General features: G+C 62.4%; 14 protein-coding genes. 7 read left to right on the forward strand and 7 right to left on the reverse strand.

Going from position 1 to position 18,149, the window contains the following annotated elements; translation table 11 throughout:
• Positions 1-3 precede the first annotated feature (3 nt).
• Positions 4-759 (reverse strand): GntR family transcriptional regulator, encoded by a 756-nt coding sequence (locus NCS02_RS25100; protein ID WP_250503606.1) that lies wholly within the window; start codon positions 757-759, stop codon positions 4-6.
• A gap of 164 nt (positions 760-923) precedes the next feature.
• Between NCS02_RS25100 and NCS02_RS25105 the strand changes: the two genes are divergently transcribed.
• The 7 genes from NCS02_RS25105 to NCS02_RS25135 all read left to right on the forward strand — a co-directional run bounded on the left by NCS02_RS25105 (position 924) and on the right by NCS02_RS25135 (position 10,898).
• Positions 924-2,144: a pyridoxal-phosphate-dependent aminotransferase family protein gene (locus tag NCS02_RS25105; protein WP_008347825.1), complete on the forward strand. Its 1,221-nt coding sequence runs from the start codon at positions 924-926 to the stop codon at positions 2,142-2,144.
• Positions 2,141-2,905 (forward strand): 2-keto-4-pentenoate hydratase, encoded by a 765-nt coding sequence (locus tag NCS02_RS25110; protein ID WP_250503607.1) that lies wholly within the window; start codon positions 2,141-2,143, stop codon positions 2,903-2,905. The genes NCS02_RS25105 and NCS02_RS25110 overlap by 4 nt, the downstream gene beginning before the upstream one ends.
• Positions 2,906-2,959: 54 nt before the next feature.
• Positions 2,960-5,998, forward strand: a complete 3,039-nt coding sequence (locus NCS02_RS25115) for an FAD-binding and (Fe-S)-binding domain-containing protein (protein ID WP_250503608.1) — start codon at positions 2,960-2,962, stop codon at positions 5,996-5,998.
• Positions 5,999-6,251: 253 nt separating this feature from the next.
• On the forward strand, positions 6,252-7,541 hold the full coding sequence (locus NCS02_RS25120) for an MFS transporter (RefSeq protein ID WP_008347831.1): 1,290 nt from the start codon (positions 6,252-6,254) through the stop codon (positions 7,539-7,541).
• A gap of 65 nt (positions 7,542-7,606) precedes the next feature.
• Positions 7,607-8,416 carry an enoyl-CoA hydratase/isomerase family protein gene (locus tag NCS02_RS25125; protein ID WP_284504388.1) on the forward strand — a complete coding sequence of 270 codons (810 nt, stop codon included), beginning with the start codon at positions 7,607-7,609 and terminating at the stop codon, positions 8,414-8,416.
• Position 8,417: 1 nt separating this feature from the next.
• On the forward strand, positions 8,418-9,656 hold the full coding sequence (locus NCS02_RS25130) for a CaiB/BaiF CoA transferase family protein (protein ID WP_250503610.1): 1,239 nt from the start codon (positions 8,418-8,420) through the stop codon (positions 9,654-9,656).
• Between the two features lie 93 nt (positions 9,657-9,749).
• A complete protein-coding gene (locus tag NCS02_RS25135; protein ID WP_250503611.1) occupies positions 9,750-10,898 on the forward strand; it encodes a DSD1 family PLP-dependent enzyme in 1,149 nt (382 codons plus the stop codon).
• On the opposite strand, the gene NCS02_RS25140 is transcribed toward NCS02_RS25135, so the two are convergent.
• From NCS02_RS25140 to NCS02_RS25165, 6 genes are all read right to left on the reverse strand, one after another.
• Positions 10,895-11,944, reverse strand: coding sequence for an FUSC family protein (locus NCS02_RS25140; protein ID WP_250436432.1), 1,050 nt, complete (start codon positions 11,942-11,944; stop codon positions 10,895-10,897). The genes NCS02_RS25135 and NCS02_RS25140 overlap by 4 nt on opposite strands.
• 245 nt (positions 11,945-12,189) lie before the next feature.
• The gene (locus NCS02_RS25145) at positions 12,190-13,386 is read right to left on the reverse strand and encodes a c-type cytochrome (RefSeq protein ID WP_250503612.1); all 1,197 of its coding nucleotides are present in this window, start codon (positions 13,384-13,386) and stop codon (positions 12,190-12,192) included.
• 74 nt (positions 13,387-13,460) lie between these two features.
• Entirely contained in the window at positions 13,461-15,200 is a 1,740-nt protein-coding gene (locus NCS02_RS25150; RefSeq protein ID WP_250457230.1) for a methanol/ethanol family PQQ-dependent dehydrogenase, read from the reverse strand.
• Positions 15,201-15,440: 240 nt separating this feature from the next.
• Positions 15,441-15,722 (reverse strand): pyrroloquinoline quinone biosynthesis peptide chaperone PqqD, encoded by a 282-nt coding sequence (pqqD, locus tag NCS02_RS25155; protein WP_175980691.1) that lies wholly within the window; start codon positions 15,720-15,722, stop codon positions 15,441-15,443.
• A gap of 66 nt (positions 15,723-15,788) precedes the next feature.
• Complete coding sequence (gene pqqA, locus NCS02_RS25160; protein ID WP_008347847.1) at positions 15,789-15,863, reverse strand: pyrroloquinoline quinone precursor peptide PqqA; 75 nt, start codon at positions 15,861-15,863, stop codon at positions 15,789-15,791.
• 206 nt (positions 15,864-16,069) lie between these two features.
• Positions 16,070-18,013 carry a sigma-54-dependent Fis family transcriptional regulator gene (locus tag NCS02_RS25165; RefSeq protein WP_250503613.1) on the reverse strand — a complete coding sequence of 648 codons (1,944 nt, stop codon included), beginning with the start codon at positions 18,011-18,013 and terminating at the stop codon, positions 16,070-16,072.
• Positions 18,014-18,149 lie beyond the last annotated feature (136 nt).

The raw sequence follows: 18,149 nt of genomic DNA on the forward strand, positions 1-18,149 counted from the left end.
TCGCTACCGCCCGTCCGGCGTCGGCTTGGCCGTTGAGCGCTTTCTCGATGGCGCCGGCTTCACCGTCGTCAACGTGCGCTCCGCGAGCACCGCATCGCGCTTGGAGAGCAAATGCTTGCGCAGGATCTCGCCCATGCGTCGGCTATCGCGCGTTTCGAGCGCTTCGATCATTTCTTCGTGATCGCGAATCGCGCTGTCCCACTTCGGTGTCTGGAAATTCGAACGAAAGCGCAATGCCATGAGACGCCGGTTGATCGATACGTAGGTCTGACGCAAGGCCGTATTGCGCGCCGCTTCGTTGATCTTGTCGTGGATGGCCTGGTTGCGGCTGTAGTAGCCGGAGAGATCGTTCTGCGCGCGGCACGAGAGCATCGCGTAATGCAGCGCCTTGATCTCGGCGATCTCCAGCGGCGTGATGCGCTCGCACGCGAGTTCGCCTGAGAACGCCTCCAGCCCGCTCATCAATTCGAACATCTCGCGAATTTCGAACTCGCTCATCTGCGATACCGACGCGCCCCGGTTCGGCGAAATCTCGATCAGTCCTTCGGCCGCGAGCACCTTCAACGCCTCGCGCAGCGGCGTGCGCGAAATGCCGAGCGTCTCACACAGCTTGCGCTCGTTGAGCTTGACGCCGGGAGCAAGCAAGCCTTCGACGATGAAGCCGCGCAAGTGATCGACGACGGTGTCGTGCAGACGCAGGCGCTCTAGCTTCGGAAGCGAGGACGAAACGTGCACGTCTGGTAAATCGGGATTTTGCATTCAATACCTCGCAATCTATTTGCGGCAATTTTAACGCAGTGCCAGCGGAAAAAACCGCCAGCGGGTTATCCCTAGGCCGTTCGGTCTATGTATTCCTTTACCTGCGGTTGTCGCTGCGTTATTGTATTTTGCATGCAAAATTACATTTATAAGGACGCGGACCCATGTTGAAGCTCGATTTCCATCCTGCTGGCCGTCACTTCCTGCAGATCCCGGGGCCGAGCCCTGTGCCCGATCGCATCCTGCGCGCGATGAGCTATCCGACAATCGATCACCGTGGGCCGGAGTTCGGCGCGCTGGGTCTCAAAGTGCTCGATGGCATCAAGAAGATCTTCAAGACGAGCCAACCGGTGGTGATCTATCCGGCATCGGGCACGGGCGCATGGGAAGCGGCGCTTTGCAACACGCTTAGTTCCGGCGACACGGTGCTGATGTATGAGACGGGCCACTTCGCAACGCTATGGAAGAAGATGGCCGAGAGCCTCGGGCTGAAGCCGGAGTTTCTCGGTCTGCCCGGCATCGAAGGCTGGCGGCGCGGCGTACAGGCCGACATGATCGAGAAGCGTCTGCGTGACGACACGAATCACGCTATCAAGGCCGTGTGTGTCGTCCATAACGAAACGTCGACGGGCGTGACATCGGATATCGCCGCCGTGCGGCGCGCGATCGACGCCGCGAAGCATCCCGCGCTGTTGATGGTGGACACGATCTCGGGTTTGGCATCGGCTGACTATCGTCACGATGAATGGGGCGTCGACGTGACCGTTTCCGGTTCGCAGAAAGGTTTGATGCTGCCGCCGGGGATCAGCTTCAATGCGGTATCGGAGAAGGCGCGCGAGGCGTCGAAGCGCGCCACGTTGCCGCGCGCATTCTGGGATTGGACCGACATCATCGAGATGAACAAGCAAGGCTACTGGCCTTACACGCCGAACACGAACCTGCTCTACGGCCTCTCGGAAGCGCTCGACATGATCCTTGGCGAAGGGCTCGACAACGTGTTCGCGCGCCATCAACGGCTCGCGGCCGCGTGCCGCGCGGCGGTGAACGCGTGGGGACTGGAGATTCAATGCGCCGATCCCGCCGTGTACTCGCCGGTGCTGACGGGCGTGATGACACCCGAAGGCGTCGATGCCGATGCGGTGCGCAAGCTCATCTACGAGCATTTCGATCTGTCGCTCGGTACGGGGCTCGGCAAGGCGAAGGGCCGCATGTTCCGCATCGGTCATCTCGGCGATTGCAACGACCTCACGCTGATGGCCGCGCTCACCGGTTGCGAGATGGGACTGAAGCTCTCGGGTATCGCGTTGAAGGACAGCGGCGTGGCGGCGGCGATGGACTATCTGACGAGCCACGTCGCGAAGCCCGCGTTGAAGGCGGCCGCATGAGCGCCGCGTTCGACGCCGATGCGCTCGCGCGGCTTCTCGTCGACGCGCGCGCGCATCGGGCGAAGGTCGACGCGCTGCCCTTGGGCGCACGTCCGTCCGACGCCGACGATGCCTACGCGGCGCAGGACGCGACGCTGCGTGCGCTGAACGCAGACATCGGCGGATGGAAGGTCGGCGCGAAGACGCACGACGGGCCGATCCAGGGTGCACCGCTTCCCGCCGATGGCATGCATAAAACCGGTGCGCGTCTCTCGATGCTCGCGTTCGGCAAGGCCGGTCTCGAACTCGAAGTGGCATTCAGGATCGGCCGGCGCTTCGAACCGAACAGCGGACCGTATAGCGATGAAGACGTGGTCGCTGCGATCGAGTCCGTGCATGCGGCCATCGAAGTGGTCGCGAGCCGTTTCGCCGCGTGGCCCGATGTCGAAAAGCCGTGGCAACTCGCCGATTTGCAGAATCACGGCGCGTTGATCGTGGGCGAGGGCGTGCCTTACGACGCGGCGTTCCCGTTCGTATCGCCCGCGATGGCGTTCACGTTCGACGGCGCGTCGCTTTTCGACGGCGTTCCGGCGAATCCTGCGGGCGACCCGCGGCGCCTGCTCGCGTGGACGGTCAATCACAGCGTGGCGCGCGGGCTCGCGGTCGAACGCGGGACCGTGCTCACGGCGGGTTCTTACACCGGCATGGCGTTTCCGGATGTGCCCGGCACGGCCATCGGCGCGATCGAAGGCTTGCCCGCCGTCGAATTGCATTTCGCATAACGCATTCATAAGGCCAGGAACCGCAAGGCACTCCGGCACTCACCGACAGCGACGATGCTCAATTCCCCCACAGACCGGCTCGTCAAGCCGATTCATCTGATGCCCGCTTCCGCGCGTGCGCGGGTCGCGTCAACGGCGACACCGCTGCAGGCGCGATTGCAGCGCGAGCTGAAAGGCGATGTGTTGTTCGATCGCGCATCGCGCGGACGCTATGCGACCGATGCGTCGATCTATCAGATCGTGCCGCTCGGCGTCGTCGTGCCGAAGGATCAGGACGACTTGCGCGTTGCGCTGCAGATTGCCCGCGACAGCCGCGCGAGCGTGCTGGCGCGCGGCGCAGGCACGAGCCAATGCGGGCAGACAGTGGGCGAAGCGCTCGTCATCGACACGACGAAGTGGCTCAACAACATCATTCACTTCGACAAGGACGCGCGCACGGTCACGGTCGAACCGGGCGTCGTGCTCGATCACCTGAATGCGTGGCTCAGGCCGCATGGCCTCTGGTTTCCGGTGGACGTATCGACGAGCGCGCAATGCACGATCGGCGGCATGGCGGGCAACAACTCGTGCGGCTCGCGATCGATGGAATACGGGATCATGGTGCATAACGTCGACGCGATCGACGCGATCCTCGCCGACGGTCACGAAGCGCGCTTCGGCAAGCTGTCGTCGATGACGACCGATGCACGCACGCGCGATCTCGTCGATGGCGTGCGGGGCATCGCCATGCGCGAGCAACAGGAGATGCGCGAACGCATCCCGAAGGTGCTGCGACGCGTCGCGGGTTACAACCTCGATCTCTTCGATTGTCAGAGCCCGCTTGCATTCACCAACGACGGCGAGCCGAATCTTGCAAACCTTCTGGTCGGCTCCGAAGGCACGCTCGCGTTCAGCCGTCAACTGACATTGACGCTCGCGCCGTTGCCCGCGCACAAAACGCTCGGCGTCGTGAACTTCCCGAGCTTCTACGATGCGATGGACATGACGCAGCACATCGTGAAGCTGGGGCCGGTGGCGGTCGAGTTGGTCGATCGCACGATGATCAACCTCGCGATGTCGAATCCGGCGTTTCGTCCCGTCATCGCGAAGGCTCTGGTCGGCGAGCCGGAAGCCATTCTGCTCGTCGAGTTCGCGGGCGCGGATCGCGATACGCAAGTAGCAAAGCTTGCGCAGCTCGTCGCGTTGATGAGCGATCTCGGCCTGCCGGGATCGGTCGTGCAAATGCCCGATGCGGGGCCGCAGAAGGCCCTGTGGGAAGTGCGCAAGGCCGGTCTCAACATCATGATGAGCATGAAGGGCGATGGCAAGCCGGTGTCCTTCATCGAAGACTGCGCGGTGCCGCTCGGACATCTCGCCGAATACACCAGTCGATTGACCGATGTATTCAGGAAGCACGGAACCGAAGGAACGTGGTACGCGCATGCGAGCGTCGGCACGCTGCATGTAAGGCCGATTCTCGACATGCGCCGCGACGGGGCCATCAAGATGCGCGCGATCGCCGAAGAAGCCGCGGCGATGGTGCGCGAATACAAGGGCGCGTTCTCGGGTGAGCACGGCGATGGTCTGTGCCGCGGCGAATGGGTGGCGTGGCAATACGGCCCGCGCATCAACGAGGCATTTCGCGAGATCAAGCGGCTCTTCGATCCGGAGAACCGGCTGAGCCCTGATCGCATCGTGGCGCCGCCGAAGATGGATGATGCGCGCAACTTCCGCTTTCCGCCTTCTTATCGCGAGCGTGGATTGACCCCTCGTCTCGACTGGTCGGCATGGAACGTCACCCGCGATCCATTGACGGGCGAGCACGGCGTGCCGGGATCGGGCGGCGATCTGTCCGGCGGGCTCGCGAAAGCGGTCGAGATGTGCAACAACAACGGCCATTGCCGCAAATTCGATGCAGGCACGATGTGCCCGAGCTATCGCATCACGAAGGACGAGCAGCATCTCACGCGCGGCCGTGCGAACACGTTGCGGCTCGCATTGTCGGGACAATTGGGCGATGACGGCCTCGCGAGTCAGGATGTGAAGGACGTGCTCGATCTATGCGTCTCGTGCAAGGGTTGCAAGCGCGATTGCCCGACCGGTGTCGACATGGCGCGCATCAAGATCGAGGCACGCGCCGCATGGACGCAGCGTCATGGCGTTCGATTGCGTGAGCGCCTGATTGCGTTCCTGCCGCGCTATGCGCCGTATGCGAGCCGCATGCCTGCGCTGTCGCATGTTTTCGAATCGAACATGCCGGGCGTGGCGCGCTGGCTGAAGTCGAAACTCGGTCTCGCGCGGCAACGTGCGTTTCCACGTTTCGAAAAACCGTTTCTCGCGAATGCCACGGACAAACCGGTTGCGTCTGTAACTAACGAAGTCCTGCTCTTCGTCGACACGTTCAACAACTACATCGAACCCGAGAACGCGCGCGCAGCCAAGCGCGTGCTCGAAGCGGCAGGCTATGCGGTTCATCTGAACGTGAAGGCGGCCGAGCGGCCGCTCTGTTGCGGGCGCACGTTTCTTTCCGCCGGTCTCGTCGATGAAGCGAAGGTCGAAGCACGCCGCACGCTCGACGCACTCATGCCTTATGTCGAGCGCGGCGTGATGATCGTCGGCCTGGAGCCTTCATGTCTGCTCTCGCTGCGTGACGAGTTTCTCGGGTACGGCTATGGCGATGCCGCGCGCAAGCTGTCGCAAGCGTCGTTTCTGTTCGAGGAATTTCTCGTGCGCGAAGAAGCGGAAGGGCGATTGCAACTGAAGCTCAAACCGCTCGGTCGATCCAAGGCTCTGTTGCACGGACATTGTCACCAGAAGGCATTCGATGCCGTGCGTCCCATCGAGAAAGTGCTCGGCTGGATTCCGGGGCTCGATGTGAGAACGATCGAATCATCATGCTGCGGCATGGCGGGCAGCTTCGGATATGAAGCGGAACATTACGACGCATCGCAGGCGATGGCGGAGTTGTCGCTGCTGCCGGCTGTTCGCGCCGCACACGATGCGCTGATCGTGGCGGACGGCACGAGTTGCCGTCACCAGATCGCGGATGGTGCACAACGTGAGGCGCTTCATGTCGCGCGAGTTCTCGCCATGGCGCTCGATGCGATGGATTGAAAAGAGCAGGACAAGCGTTTCATTCACCGAAGCAAAGAAAGCGGACATCGACGAGCCGCGATCAGGAGACGAACCATGACATCACCGCGCAAACCACGCATTCGCAAACTGCGCCGCAGAACGCAATAGGCAGGCTCATACCGAGCTGCAGTCCTCATCCGACGTATTCACGTGAAGTTCCGCATGCCGTGACATCGGGCGCCTTTCGACATTCGAAGGTGGCTCGCGCACGCACGCGGCCAACAAGGAGACGATGATGTTCCGTCGAGCCACGACGCGCGTTCTACTATTGCTATGCGCGATGTATTTCATCACCTATATCGACCGGGTCAATGTCAGCACGGCGGCGGCCCAGTTCGGCGCGGAGCTTGGCCTCTCGCACACGCAAGTCGGTTTCGTGTTTTCCGCCTTTGCGTATCCGTATCTCGTGTTTCAGATCATCGGCGGATGGGTCGGCGACCGGTTCGGACCGCGGCGAACGCTCACGCTATGCGCGATCATCTGGGCGGGAGCCACCGTCCTCTCCGGTCTCGCGGGCGGCTTCGTGTCGCTGATCGTGGCTCGCGTGCTGCTCGGCCTCGGTGAGGGCGCGACCTTTCCGACCGCGACGCGCGCAATGTCGAACTGGATGCCCGCCGATCAGCGTGGTTTTGCACAAGGCATTACGCATGCAGCATCACGCATCGGCAATGCAGTGGCGCCGCCGCTCATCGTCTGGCTGATGGTCGCGACGAGCTGGCGCGGCGCGTTCATCATCACCGGCGTCATCAGTTTCCTTTGGGCGCTCGCATGGGTCTTCTATTTCCGCGATAACCCACGCGATCATCCGCGCATCACGGAAACAGAATGCGCGACGCTCGCGACGTATTCGGGTGTGAAGCAACGCACGCCTGTGCCGTGGCGCACGCTGCTCGGCCGCATGGCGCCCGTCACGGCCGTGTATTTCTGCTATGGCTGGGTCCTGTGGCTCTTTCTCGGCTGGATTCCGCAATACTTTCTGCACAGCTATCACATGCAGCTCGGCAAATCGGCGCTGTTCGCCTCGGGCGTGTTCTTCGCTGGCGTACTCGGCGACTGGCTCGGCGGCTCGCTCACCGATCGCATCCTGAGAAAGAGCGGCAACGTGCGGCTTGCGCGCAACGTGATGGTCGGCGTGTGCATGCTGCTGACGCTGCTCTCGCTCGCGCCGATCATGCTGATCTCCAATATCTCCATCACGCTCGCGGCGGTGTGCCTCTCGGCCGGCTTCTTCTTCAACGAAATGACGATCGGCCCGATGTGGTCCGTGCCCATGGATATCGCGCCCAAGCATTCGGGCACCGCGGCCGGCATCATGAATTCCGGTTCGGCGCTTGCGGCGATCATCAGCCCGGTCGTGGGCGGCTGGCTGATCGACCGCACAGGCAACTGGAACCTGCCGTTCACCGTGTCGATGATCCTGATGGCGGCCGGCATCGTCCTTTCGTTCATGATGCGCCCGGACCGTGCTCTGGAAGTCGAGGAGGAAAAGAGCGACGCGGCAGACACCCGCAAGTTCGTCTGACTCTGCGCACGCGGCGGTTCGGTGCATTTTGCATGCATTGAACCGCATCGAATAAAGCATTCAGCATGCAGCATTCAATTCTTGGAGGCGACGTGGCGGAACCATCCATCCTGATCGAGCGTGACGGCGATATCGCGACAGTCGTGATCGACCGGCCCGAGAAGCTCAACGCAATGACCAAGCACTTGTGGCGCTCGCTCGGAGAGACCATCGAGACGCTTTCCGGCGACGACACGCTGCGCTGCATCGTGCTGCGCGGCGCGGGCGAGAAAGCGTTCTCGCCGGGCAACGACATCGCGGAGTTCCGCACGGATCGCTCGAACGTCGAACAGGCGCGTACGTACGGCGCGATCATGCATCGCACTTTGCATGCATTACGCGAGTGCCGGCATCCTATCGTCGCGATGATTCATGGCATCTGCGTCGGCGGCGGTCTCGAGATCGCGGCGATGTCCGATCTGCGCATTTGCGGCGAATCGAGCCGCTTCGGCGTCCCCATCAAGAATCTCGGCCTCGTGATGGCGCATGCGGAAATGGAAGGGCTCGTGCGTCTTGCGGGGCCTGCCGTCGCGCTCGAGATTCTTCTCGAAGGACGCATCTTCGATGCAAAGGAAGCGCTTGCAAAAGGACTCGTCACGCGTGTCGTCGCGGATGGGGAGGTGACGGCGAACGCGTATGAAACCGCGCGGCGCATCGCGGCCGGCGCACCGCTCGTCGCGCGCTGGCACAAGCAGTTCGTGCGCCGCGTGATGGAGCCTCAGCCGCTTACCGACGAAGAGCGCGATGAAGGCTTCGCATGCTTCGGCACTGAGGATTTTCGCATCGGCTATCAGGCCTTCCTCGACAAGATCAAACCGCAATTCAAGGGACGTTGACATGGCAGACACGAAATCGACAGCAGCGCCCGGCTCGGGACCGCTTGCGGGGATGCGCGTGATCGAACTCGCGCACATCATGTCGGGGCCCATCTGCGGGATGATGCTCGCGGACATGGGCGCCGATGTCATCAAAGTGGAGAAGATCCCCGGCGGCGACGATTGCCGTCGTTTCGCACCCATTCTTGCGAGCGGCGAATCCGCGTCGTTCATGATCGTGAACCGCAACAAGCGCGGCATCGCCCTCAATCTCAAGACCGAGGGCGGCAAGGAAGTGCTGAGGAAGATGCTCGCGAGCGCGGACGTCGTGACGGAGAACTATCGGCGCGGCACGATGGAAAAGCTCGGCATGGGCTACGAAACGCTGAAGGCCGTGAATCCGGGACTCATCTACTGCGCGATATCGGGCTATGGCCGCAGCGGGCCGATGGCCGACAAGGGCGGCTTCGATCTCATCGCGCAAGGGCTGAGCGGTTTGATGAGCATGACGGGCGAGCCGGGGCAGGCGCCGATCAAGGCGGGCTCGCCCGTCACCGACATCAACGCGGGCATCCTTGCGGCGCTCGGCATCAGTGCGGCTTATGCGCGCAAGCAGGCGACCGGTCTCGGGCAGATGGTCGATACGTCGCTCTTCGAAGCCGGCCTGCAGCAGATGTACTGGGCCTTCGCCAACTACTTCGCCGATGGCACCGTCCTGCCTAAAGCCGGCTCGGCCAACCCCACGAGCGCGCCGTATCAGGCGTTTCGCACGCGCGACGGCTGGGTGAACATCGGCGCGGCGAATCAGAGCAACTACGAGCGTCTCGTCGGCGTGTTGAATATTCCGGGACTCGCTGAGGACGAGCGCTTCCAGACCAACGCGGGACGTCTGAAGCATCGCGAGGCGCTCGTCGATATCCTGACGGCGCGTCTCATCGAACGCACGACCGACGAGTGGCTCGTTTCCTTCGATGCCATCGGATTGCCGAGCGGCGCGGTGTTGGGCGTGCCGGAAGCGTCGTCGCACGAGCAGGCCATGGCGCGCGGGATGATCATCGAAACGGAGCATCCGCTTGCCGGCCCGATGCGCGGCATCGGCTTGCCGATTCACTTCTCCGAAGGCTGCACGAAGGCTTCGCGTCCCGCGCCGCTGCTCGGTCAGCACACCGGCGAAGTGCTCGACGAATACGGTTTCGACGAGGCGCGCATTCAGGCGCTCAAGGACGAAGGCGCGATTCTGGAAACGGAGGTTCCCGCGTGAAAGCGACGGGCGAGCAAATGGTTTTATGCATTCATCATGCAGTATGCAGCGCTATGATCGATGTCTGATCCAACTTCATCGACACCCTCTGCCATGACGCTCGCACCTCCTCCCGCCGCTCGCGCGGGCGATTCGCTCGCTTCGGTCGCCACGCCTTCCCTGATGATCGATCTCGATGCCTTCGACGCCAATCTCGCGGCGATGTCGGCGTTCGCCGCGCGTCATGGCGTCGCGTTGCGTCCGCATGCGAAGGCGCACAAGTGCAGCGAGATCGCGAAGCGTCAGGTCGGCGCGGGTGCGGTCGGCGTGTGTTGTCAGAAGCTGTCGGAGGCGTATCCGTTCGCGGCGACGGGCATCGCGAGCGTTCATGTCAGCAATGAGTTCGTCGGCGCGGACAAACTCGCGATGGCCGTCGAACTCGCATCGCATGTGCATCTTTCGGTATGCGTGGATGCGTTGCCGCAAGTTCAGGCCCTCGGCGACGCAGCGGCACGCGCGGGCGTCACGATCGACGTGCTGCCGGAAGTCGATGCAGGTCGGCATCGCTGCGGCGTGACGAGCGAAGATGCGCTGCTCGCGCTCGTCGACGGCATCGCAGCGCAGAGCGCGCTGCGCTTCGCAGGATTGCAGGCGTATCACGGCGGCATCCAGCACGTCGCGGATTGGATTGCACGCAAGGCCGAAGCAAGCCGCGCCGCCGATATCGCCGCGCGCTACGTCCGCGCGCTCGATGTTCGCGGCGTGCGTTGCGGCATCGTGACGGGCGGCGGCACAGGCACTGTCGAGTTCGATGCTGCGAGTGGCGTCTTCACCGAATTGCAGCCGGGCTCGTATCTGTTCATGGACGGCGACTATGGCGGCATCGGTTGGGGCGGCGAATTGCGCTGGCGTCACAGTCTCTTCGTGCTGTCGACGGTCATGAGCGCCACGCGCCCCGGCATGGCCGTATGCGATGTCGGCCTGAAAGGGCTCGCGGTCGATTCGGGCTTGCCGCGCAGCGTGAACTGGCTCGGTGCGGGCGCCAAGCCCACGTTCAGTTATATCTCCGCGAACGATGAGCACGGCATGCTGCAAGCCCAGCACGATGCTGAAGGCGATTTCGCAGATCTCGTCGGCAAGCGTGTGCTGTTGCCGCCGGGTCATTGCGATCCGACCGTGAATCTCTACGATGAATACGTCTGCTATCGGGACGAACGCGTGACCGACATATGGCCGATCGACGCGCGCGGTCTTTCGCGCTAAGCCCGTGACTCCTTCGGCGGATAGATCGTGGCGATCAGCGCATCGACGTCGGCAACGATCAGTCCGATCACGAACTGCGCCACTTCCTGCGCGCCGTGCGTCGCTTCCTGTTGCTCGAGCATGGCCTTGAGTTCGTTCACGGCGGAACGTGCGCGCGCGAGCTTCTCATCGTCCTGACGATTCGCTGCAAGCACGCTCGCGAGCGTCTCGAACAAAGCCTGCAATTCGCGGCCGGCCGCGCCGAGCCGAGCCGCGCAAGTATCGCGATCGAGGCGCGATACAGCTTTCGCGAGAAAGAGCGCATCGCTATGGAGACGCCGCAGAAACGGTGCGGCCTTGTCGATGGCATCCGAGCGGCGGTTCTGCACGAGCACGATGATGTGTTCGCGTTCGGCTTCCTTCAACGCATCGTCGAAGGCTTTTTGCGCCTCGGTGCTTTGCGTTTCGAGGCGCGTCGCGCGAGCATCATCCCGCTCGCCCGAAAGATGGAGCGCGATCAACTGGCCGAGGCTCTTCAACGTATCGGCGACGCTGCGATGCGCGGCCGTAAGCGCACGATTGGGCCAGAGCGCCGACACGACGAACGACGAAGCCGCGCCGATCAGAATCTCGAGCACGCGATGCATCGGCCGCTCGAAAGGCGATCCCGGTCCCGCCGGAATCAGCACGACGATCACGAGCGTCACGCACGCAAGCCTGAACGCAGGCCGCTTCGCGCTCAACGCGGCAAGCGGCACGAGCGCGACCGAAAACACCGCGAGCGGCGGCGCGCCGCGGTTCATCGCGACAATGCCGAGCACGCCCGCGATCGCGCCGATGAATGCGCCGATGATCTGGTCGCGAGCAATATCGACCGCCTGCGAGAGGCTCGGTTGCGTCACGATGACGAGCGTCGTGATAAGTGCCCAGTAACCTTCGGGCAGTGCGGCCAGTCGTGCGGCGGCATAGCTGATCGCGCAACTCATCAGTGTGCGAAGAAGGCGTCTTGCTTCGGGTGCGCCGAAGAAGGCGCGCACCTGAACTCGAGTACGAGTGATCGAAGTCATGCGGTCTCGGTCGTTGACGAAACGGGACAAGCGAAGGAGACGCGAAGCATGCGCGCCCGTGCTGCATTATGCCAATGTGCACGGTGCGAAAAAATGAAGCTGTTCAGGAAGGGAAAGACAAGGCGGCACATATGCCCGATGTTTCCGGGGCACATGTGCCGCCTTCGTGTCGCGACGTAAGCATCGGCACGGCTTCCACCAGCGTCGCTATATGAGCCTGAGTGGCCGGTGCTGGCATGGCGACCTTATCGGGCCGGCCCGGCGTTGAGCGGGAGTTTCGACGCGCGGGCACTGTCGGCTGTCATCTTTGCACCGCCGGGCTTGTAGCCGTTCGACATCAGCAGGTAGGCCATGATGTCGGCATAGTCCTGGTCCTTCATCTTGCCTGGACGGTCCGCGGGCATGTTGGTGGCCATGTAGGTGAAGATGCCGCCCACGGTGAGATGCGAATTCGACGGCGGTGCGAACGACGGACCTTGCAACGCGGGCGCTGTGATGCCTTGCAACTGTGCCCCATGGCACTTCGCGCACGAGCTCGAATAAAGCGCCTTGCCGTGCGTCGTTTGCGCTTGTTCGAACGTCGGCGGCTCGACGGTTCCCTCATTCGCGACCTTGATGAAGCGGCCGGCGCGCGCGCCATTCATGTCGGCGAGCATGATGCCCGAGTGCTTCGACGGTGCTGCAGAAGACGATGCAGTTTGCACGGGAAACGTCCACTGTTTCGTGAGCGCCTGAAGGCGGCCTTCGTCGATCATCGATTTGAGCGCATCGTCGATGCGCGGACGCAACGCAGCGCTCCTGTCGCCGAATGCGAATGCCAGATGCCAGTCCGCGTAGGGCGAATTCGCGGCTGCGACGGTGAAGCTCTGTTGCGGATGCGCAATGCGATAAGCCACGACAGCGGGATACCACACGATCGCACGATAAGCGCGTCCGTTCGCGACTGCATCGACCGTCGATGCCGACGTGTTCTCCAGATCGAGCGTCACGTCGCGCTGCTGCACGGCGATCAGTTGTGCGGGGCTTGCATAGGTCGCGGCGACCGTGCGCTTTGCGGCATCGTTCAGGACCACGTCAGGCGCTTCGATGCTGACATAGCCCGCACGCAGATAGCCGCGCGAGAATTGCATCTTGCCACCCGATGCATCGGCGACGGTGGAACGGGGAAAGCCAGCGATCACATCGCAATCGCGCGCGAGCGTCTTGTCGAGTTCGTGAAGCGACACGCCGTCGTCGTCGCCTTCGCCGATACCGTGCGATACGAACGTTGCTGCGATGTTGGCGCGGGCGAAGACCGCTTGCGCGACGCTGCGGTCCAGCGCGGCCGAAGGACTGCCGGGAAACGTGCAGATCTTCACGGCCGCGTCGGAAGCCGATGGTGCGAGCGCGATGCATGCGGCCAGCATGCCTGCTGCGCGAATGGAGTTGAGCGAATGATTCATGTCGAAGCGTCCGGTGATGTCGGTGAGCACCGCAAGCGCGCGGCGATGCGCGCTCGCGGTTCGATCAGCATGGGTCAGGCGCGATTGAGCGCGAACACATAGAGCGTGCCGCCGCGCGGCACCTTGTCCGCGGCCTTCGCCATCGGTCCGCCCCAGATCGGATTGGCGCCACCGTATCCCGCGAGAATGGCAACGTATTCCTTGCCGTCGATCTCGTACACCGAAGGCTGGGCGATGATGCCGCTCGCGAGTTTGGGGCTTTGCCACAAGACCTTGCCGGTCTTTTCATCGAACGCGTAGAGATGGCCGTCGAGCGAGCCGCTGAATGCGAGGCCGCCCGCCGTCGTCGCGACGCCGCCGTTCCAAGGCAGCTTGGTCCAGTGGCTCCAGATCTTCTTGCCGGTGTCGACATCGATCGCCTGCAGTTCGCCGTAGCCCTTGCTGTTCGGTTCCGGCTTGATCTCGAAGCCTTCGCCGAGATAGGGCAGGCCTTCCATGTAGTTCACCGATTTGCCGGACAGGGACATGCACGCATGCAGCGCCGGCACGAAGGCTATATGTTTCTGCGGATCGTATGAAACGGACCACCAGTTCTTGCCTCCGAGGAAGCTCGGACACGTTTCGATGGTCGTGCCGGTCTTCGGATACTTGGCGGGATCCTGAATCGGCTTGCCATCGTCCGTATAGCCCGTGACCGATGTCGCGGTGACGAAGGGCCGCGCATAGATTAGCTTGCCGTTGCTGCGATCGATCGCATGGAAAAAGCCATTGCGGTCTGCGTGAATGATCGCGTCGTAGTCCTTGCCCTGATACTTGATGTTCGCGAGTACCGGCGTATTGACGCCGTCATAGTCCCACGTGTCATTCGTCGTGTATTGATAGTGCCACTTGAGGTCGCCCGTCTTCGGATCGAGCGCGAGCAACGAGTCGGAATAGAGGTTGTCGCCAGGACGAAGATCGGCGAGCCACGGTCCCGGATTTCCGACGCCCCAATAAAGCGTCTTGCTCGCCGCATCATAGGTGCCGGTGAGCCACGCGGGGGCGCCGCCATGCTCCTGCATGCCATCGGGCCATGTGTTGCCGCCGGGCTCCTTCGCGCCGGGCACCGTATAGCGTTTCCACAGCACCTTGCCGTCGTTGGGATCGAGTGCTGCGATGAAGCCGCGCGCGCCATACTCGCCGCCCGAGCTGCCGACGACGAGCGCGCCATCGAGTGCGAGCGGTGCGAGCGAGAACGCATATCCGACGCCCGGATCGAACATCGCCTTCTTCCACACGAGCGAGCCCGTTTGCGCATCGAGCGCGGCCACTTCGCCGTTCAACATCGCGACATAAACGTTCTTGCCGTATAACGCGACTCCGCGATTGACCACATCGCAACATGCGGTCTTGAACGATTTCGCATCGAGATTCGGCTCGTATTTCCAGAGTTGTTTGCCCGTTGCGGCATCGAATGCATAGACGTTGTCCTTGGGCGTCGTCACGAAGAGAAAGCGACCGTTGACGATGGGCGTGGCCTCGAAGCCTTGCTGCAAGTCCTTTGGAAACTTGTAGCTCCACACCTGCTTCAGGTTCTTCACGTTGCTCGTATCGATCTGCTTGAGCGGCGAATGCCCATGACCGTTATACGTGCGGTAATACGTGAGCCAGCCGGGGTCGTCTTGCGCGTTCGCGAGGCGTTCATAGCTGACGTCCGGGTACTGCGCCGGTGTGCCTTCCGCCGCGATGGCAAGATGCTGCGCCACGCCGAACGCAGCGACGGCACCTGCTGCAAGGGCCGCGACGCGCAGGGCCGGACTGAAGCGAATGTTCATCGTTGTCTCCTGGATATTGTCGATGCAACGTCTTATTGAAACTCGATAGCGATGCGAAGCAGTTGCGACGTCATCAAGGCAAGTCATGTGCCATCGACGACCGATACGCGCAATCGCCTTGCTGTACGCGGTTGTCGCGTCCAAAGCGCTCAATGCGGGCGCATTGAGGCGTTATTGAAGAGGTGTTGCATCGTGGAGCAGTGGGACGTTTGACGTGTTGCCCGATGTGACAACGCGAGCTCAGTCGAGCCAACCTAGTCGACGTGCTGCATCGACGAAGCGATAGACATCCGCGGCGAGACCTGCGATGCCGAAGCGCGTCTCCAGTTCGCCGATGATCTCGTCGAGCGCGCGCGTGCCATCGCAGCGTGCGAGTATCTCGCCCGCGCTGCGGTTCAGTTCGACGCTGCCGTGCCGATGAACGATCTCGCACGTTTGCATGTCCGCATGCCAATGCAGCTTGAATGACGCACGCAGGCGCGGGCGCGTGCATGCGTCCGCATGCGCGGTCGTAGAGTTCATGTGGGACGGAAAGGGAAGGGTGCAGGCCCGGGGCAGATTCGCCCCAGGCTTGCCGTCATCGAAGGATCAACGTGTAGCGATGTACATCGTGATCTCGAAGCCGAAGCGCAGGTCGGTGAAGGCGGGTGTCGTCCATTGCATGTTCATCTCCTTGATGATGTTCGAGTTGGATCGCGAGCCGTTTCGCGACCGGTCCTCGAAATGCAAGGTCCATGCCTTCGATCATCGACAGTGCATATGCACGCTCTTTGCCTTTCAATTCGATTTCGATGACGCGCAATGGATGTGACGATGTTGTTCCGCTTCGCAACAAGGGTGTACCGAAGTGAAACACTGCACTGAACAACTCATTGCTCCATCGATGAACATGCGGGCATCTTTCGATAGATGGTGTTGCGCGATATGCCCAAGGCGCGCGCGGCGGCGGAGACATTGCCACGATGTTGCGCGAGCGCCGCCGCGATCACGGATGCCGTGACTTCCTGCAGGCGTCCCGAAGCGAGCGCCGATGGAGCGCATGCTTCGGACACGCGATGCACGTTGGCGCGAGGTTCATCGAAGAAGTCTTCCGGTAGATGTTGCCGGCGAATGCAGCCGTCGTCGTCGACCATCGCTGCAGCAGTGCGTAGCAGGTTGCACAGTTGCCTGAAGTTGCCGGGCCACGCATAGCGCTCGAAGAGCGCCATTACGTCATCGTCGATGGACAGGCGCATGCCGCTCCCATCATCGGCGCTTACGGCGTGGAGCATCTTCGTGATCACGGCTGCGAGATCGGTGCGTTCGCGCAATGGCGGTAGTTTGACGACGAGCCCGTTCAGACGGTAGTACAAGTCCTCACGGAAGCGACTCTGCTCGATCATCTCGCGCAGGTTACGGTGCGTCGCGCAGATGATGGCGACATCGACAGGAATCGACTTGCTGGAGCCGAGCGGATCGACGACGCGCTCTTGCAGCACGCGCAAGAGGCGCACTTGCAGCGGGTAGGGCATGTCGCCGATTTCATCGAGAAAGAGCGTGCCGCCATTGGCCTGTAGCAGCTTGCCCGCCGCGCCCTTGCGCCGTGCGCCCGTGAACGCGCCTTCCTCATAACCGAAGAGTTCCGATTCGATCAGGTTCTCCGGGATCGATGCGCAGTTCACCGCGACGAACGGCCCCGCGCGACGCGGCGAATCGCTGTGAATGGCTTGTGCGAGCAGTTCCTTGCCGGTGCCGGTCTCGCCGGTGATGAGTATCGGTATGTCCTTGCCGATGACCTTGCGTACCTTTCCGATGACCGCGGCCACTTTCGGGTCGCCCGTGTCGAGCGATGCGAGCTTCGACGATGAATCGATCGCAGCCGATGCGCGCGGCGCGGATGTCATCGGCAAGGACGTGGACGCCGTTTCGACGAAAGGCGCGCGGTTGAGGCGCACGCGGGCGCATACGACTGCGCCATTGTTGAGATCGAGCGACATGTGCGGCGCGCGGCTCGCTTGCGAACGATCGATCAGTTGCGCGCTCGTCAGTCCGAAGAGCGACGACAGCGTATGCGCGCGCAGCGCCGAGAGCGGCAAGCCGAACTGAAACTGCGCGCTGCGATTGGCAGAGAGAAAACGTCCATCGCAGGTGAAGGCCATGATCCCTTCCATCAGCGTGCCGAGAAACTCGGGGCGGCTGTGAAATGCGATCTGCAACATCCCCTGAAAAGTGCTGGAAAACAGGTGGTTTTCGATCATCTGGACGGACATGCGCGCGAGGGCCATCGTGTGTCGATGGTAGCTGCGATGATCGCCGGTGACGTCGAGCACGCCGATCAGATCGCCGTACGGATCGAGAATCGGCACGCTGGAGCAGGTCAGAAAACGATTGGCCGCAAGATAGTGTTGATCGCCGTGCACGACCGTCGGCGAGCGCTCTGCGATGGCCGTGCCGATGGCGTTGGTCCCTTGCCGTTCCTCGGCCCAGTTCGCCCCCGCCCTGAGCGCGACCTTTTCTGCGCGTGCGAGGAAGTCGTCATCGCCTGTGGAGTGGAGGATGAGCCCGTGTGCGTCGGTCAGTACGATCATGCTTTGCGTGTTGACGATCTGTTCACGCAGCGTTTCCATCACCGGCGTCGCGTGCGCGCATAGCACGCGGTTCTGCTCGAGCTTGAGGAGCAACTCGCCTTCGGTAAGCACGTCGTAGTCGGGTCGTGTCGAGGCGTTCAGACCGAATGTCTCGGAGCGTTCGTGCGCCTTGCGTATCGCGGGAATCAGCCAGGCGCTCTGTCGTTCATCGTGGGTAGCCGCGATCTCGTGGATGTCGTCTTGCATCGTCTCCTCCGTTGTGCAAGTGCCGGTCATGTCGCCGGATATTTGAGCGGGGAGAAAAGCAAGTCATGCGCCAATGAGCGCCGTCGACGGCTGTTGTTGGCTAATCGAAAGGATGCGGGATGTCATCGTGACGCCG

The organism is Caballeronia sp. NCF2 (genome assembly GCF_023631205.1).
Classification (GTDB): domain Bacteria; phylum Pseudomonadota; class Gammaproteobacteria; order Burkholderiales; family Burkholderiaceae; genus Caballeronia; species Caballeronia zhejiangensis.

Coding starts and splice junctions, on each gene's coding strand:
- NCS02_RS25130 (WP_250503610.1), top strand. CDS start 8,418: ATGGCAGACACGAAATCGACAGCAGCGCCCGGCTCGGGACCGCTTGCG.
- pqqD (WP_175980691.1), bottom strand. CDS start 15,722: ATGAACTCTACGACCGCGCATGCGGACGCATGCACGCGCCCGCGCCTG.
- NCS02_RS25135 (WP_250503611.1), top strand. CDS start 9,750: ATGACGCTCGCACCTCCTCCCGCCGCTCGCGCGGGCGATTCGCTCGCT.
- NCS02_RS25125 (WP_284504388.1), top strand. CDS start 7,607: ATGCAGCATTCAATTCTTGGAGGCGACGTGGCGGAACCATCCATCCTG.
- NCS02_RS25150 (WP_250457230.1), bottom strand. CDS start 15,200: ATGAACATTCGCTTCAGTCCGGCCCTGCGCGTCGCGGCCCTTGCAGCA.
- NCS02_RS25165 (WP_250503613.1), bottom strand. CDS start 18,013: ATGCAAGACGACATCCACGAGATCGCGGCTACCCACGATGAACGACAG.
- NCS02_RS25145 (WP_250503612.1), bottom strand. CDS start 13,386: ATGAATCATTCGCTCAACTCCATTCGCGCAGCAGGCATGCTGGCCGCA.
- NCS02_RS25110 (WP_250503607.1), top strand. CDS start 2,141: ATGAGCGCCGCGTTCGACGCCGATGCGCTCGCGCGGCTTCTCGTCGAC.
- NCS02_RS25105 (WP_008347825.1), top strand. CDS start 924: ATGTTGAAGCTCGATTTCCATCCTGCTGGCCGTCACTTCCTGCAGATC.
- NCS02_RS25100 (WP_250503606.1), bottom strand. CDS start 759: ATGCAAAATCCCGATTTACCAGACGTGCACGTTTCGTCCTCGCTTCCG.
- NCS02_RS25120 (WP_008347831.1), top strand. CDS start 6,252: ATGATGTTCCGTCGAGCCACGACGCGCGTTCTACTATTGCTATGCGCG.
- NCS02_RS25140 (WP_250436432.1), bottom strand. CDS start 11,944: ATGACTTCGATCACTCGTACTCGAGTTCAGGTGCGCGCCTTCTTCGGC.
- NCS02_RS25115 (WP_250503608.1), top strand. CDS start 2,960: ATGCTCAATTCCCCCACAGACCGGCTCGTCAAGCCGATTCATCTGATG.